At 71.7% G+C, this 1,948-nt stretch carries 2 protein-coding genes; both read right to left on the bottom strand.

All coding sequences use genetic code 11. The annotated features are described in order from the left end of the window. Positions 1–1,355, bottom strand: a 1,355-nt coding sequence (locus AC27IQ_RS23400; RefSeq protein ID WP_487090984.1) for an ethanolamine ammonia-lyase subunit EutB, incomplete at its 3' end; no start/stop codon positions are given. 27 nt (positions 1,356–1,382) lie between these two features. Continuing rightward, positions 1,383–1,948, bottom strand: a 566-nt coding sequence (locus tag AC27IQ_RS23395; RefSeq protein WP_487090983.1) for a DeoR/GlpR family DNA-binding transcription regulator, incomplete at its 5' end; no start/stop codon positions are given.

Genomic DNA, 1,948 nt, shown 5'->3' with positions numbered 1-1,948 from the left:
CGCTGCTGCGCGGCGGGCAGCAGGCGGCCGGCCCCGTCGGCCAGCTGCATGCGCTGCAGCCAGGCCTCGAACTCGGGTGCGCGCCGCAGGCCCAGCACTTCGCGCAGGTACAGCGCGTCGTGGAACGAGGTGCTTTGGTAGTTGAGCATGATGTCGTCCGCACCCGGAACGCCCATGATGAAGGTCAGGCCCGCCACGCCCAGCAGCGTCATCAGCGTGTCCATGTCGTCCGAATCGGCCTCGGCATGGTTGGTGTAGCAGACGTCGCAGCCCAGCGGCACGCCCAGCAGCTTGCCGCAGAAGTGGTCTTCCAGGCCCGCGCGGATGATCTGCTTGCCGTCGTACAGGTATTCCGGCCCGATGAAGCCGACCACGGTGTTGGTGAGCAGGGGCGAGAACGCGCGCGCCACGCCGTAGGCCCGTGCCTCGCAGGTCTGCTGGTCCACGCCGTGGTGGGCGTCGGCCGACAGGGCACTGCCCTGGCCGGTCTCGAAATACATGACGTTGTCGCCCAGCGTGCCGCGCCGGAGCGACAGGGCCGCCTCGCGCGCCTCATGCAGCAGGGCCAGGTTCACGCCGAAACCGGCGTTGGCCTTTTCGGTGCCGGCGATGGACTGGAACACCAGGTCCACCGGCGCGCCCTGCTCGATCATCTGGATGGTGTGGGTCACGTGCGTGAGCACGCAGGACTGCGTGGGGATCCGCAGCGTGGCAATCACCTCGTCAAGCCGGTGCACCAGGCCTGTCAGGGCCGCGATGCTGTCCGTGGCCGGGTTGATGCCGATCACCGCGTCGCCCGCGCCGTAGAGCAGGCCGTCGATCATCGAGGCGGCGATGCCACGCAGGTCGTCCGTGGGGTGATTGGGCTGCAGCCGCACGGCCAGGTGCCCGGGCAGGCCGAGGGTGTTGCGAAAGCGCGTGGTCACCCGGCACCGGCGCGCGACGGCCACCAGGTCCTGGTTGCGCATGAGCTTGCTCACGGCCGCCGCCATCTCGGGCGTGAGGCCCGGGGCTACCGCGGTCAGCAGGGCGCTGTCCGCGGCCAGCAGCCAGTCGCGCAGCCCCCCGACGGTGAGGTGGGCGATGGGCTCGAAGGCCGCGGCATCGTGCGTGTCGATGATGAGGCGGGTGACCTCGTCGTCCTCGTAGGGCACCAGCGCTTCGCTCAGGAAGCGGTCGAGCGGCACATCGGCCAGGCACATGCGCGCGGCCATGCGTTCCACCGCCGTGCCCGCCGCGATGCCCGCCAGCACGTCGCCCGACCGGGCCGGCGTGGCCTTGGCCATCACGTCGCCCAGGTCGCGGAACTGCCAGCGCTGTCCGCCGGCGGTGTGATGGTAGCGGCTGGCGGGCATGGGGCGTCGGGGGCCTTTCGTGGACGGTCAGGCGACGATGACGTGGCTGCCGGCCGCCTGCAGCGCCGACAGGCCGGGCAGCGCGCGCGAGCCCGCATCGGTCACGATGGTATCGATCTCGGGCAGGCCTGCATACACCACGCGGCTGGCCTGGCCGATCTTGCTGTGGTCGGCCAGCACGATGAGCCGCTGCGCCTGCGCCGCCATGGCGCGGGCGATGGCCGCCTCGTGGTGGTCGAAGCTGGTGGCCCCGTGCAGGCAGTGGATGCCCACGGGCGAAAGCAGCGCCACGTCGGCGCGGTAGCGGTGGATCTCGGCCACCGTGATGTCGCCGTGCGTGGCCCGCACCCCGGGGTCGGTGCGGCCGCCCAGCAGGATGACGTCGTTGCGCGCCGGGCGGCCGGCGTCGGCCCCGGCCAGCTGGAGCGCGGCGTTCAGGCTGTTGGTCACCACCGTCATCCCCGACAGGGACGACAGCTCCGCCGCCAGAAGGGTGGTGGTGCTGCCGGCATCGAGGAACAGCGTCTGCCCGGGTTGCAGCTGCCGCAGCGCGGCGCGGGCGATGGCGCGCTTTTCGCGCTCGCGCACCGCCT

The sequence above is a fragment of the Acidovorax sp. KPB24-07 genome (assembly GCF_057543315.1).
This window is presented reverse-complemented; position numbering and strand designations above follow the sequence as displayed.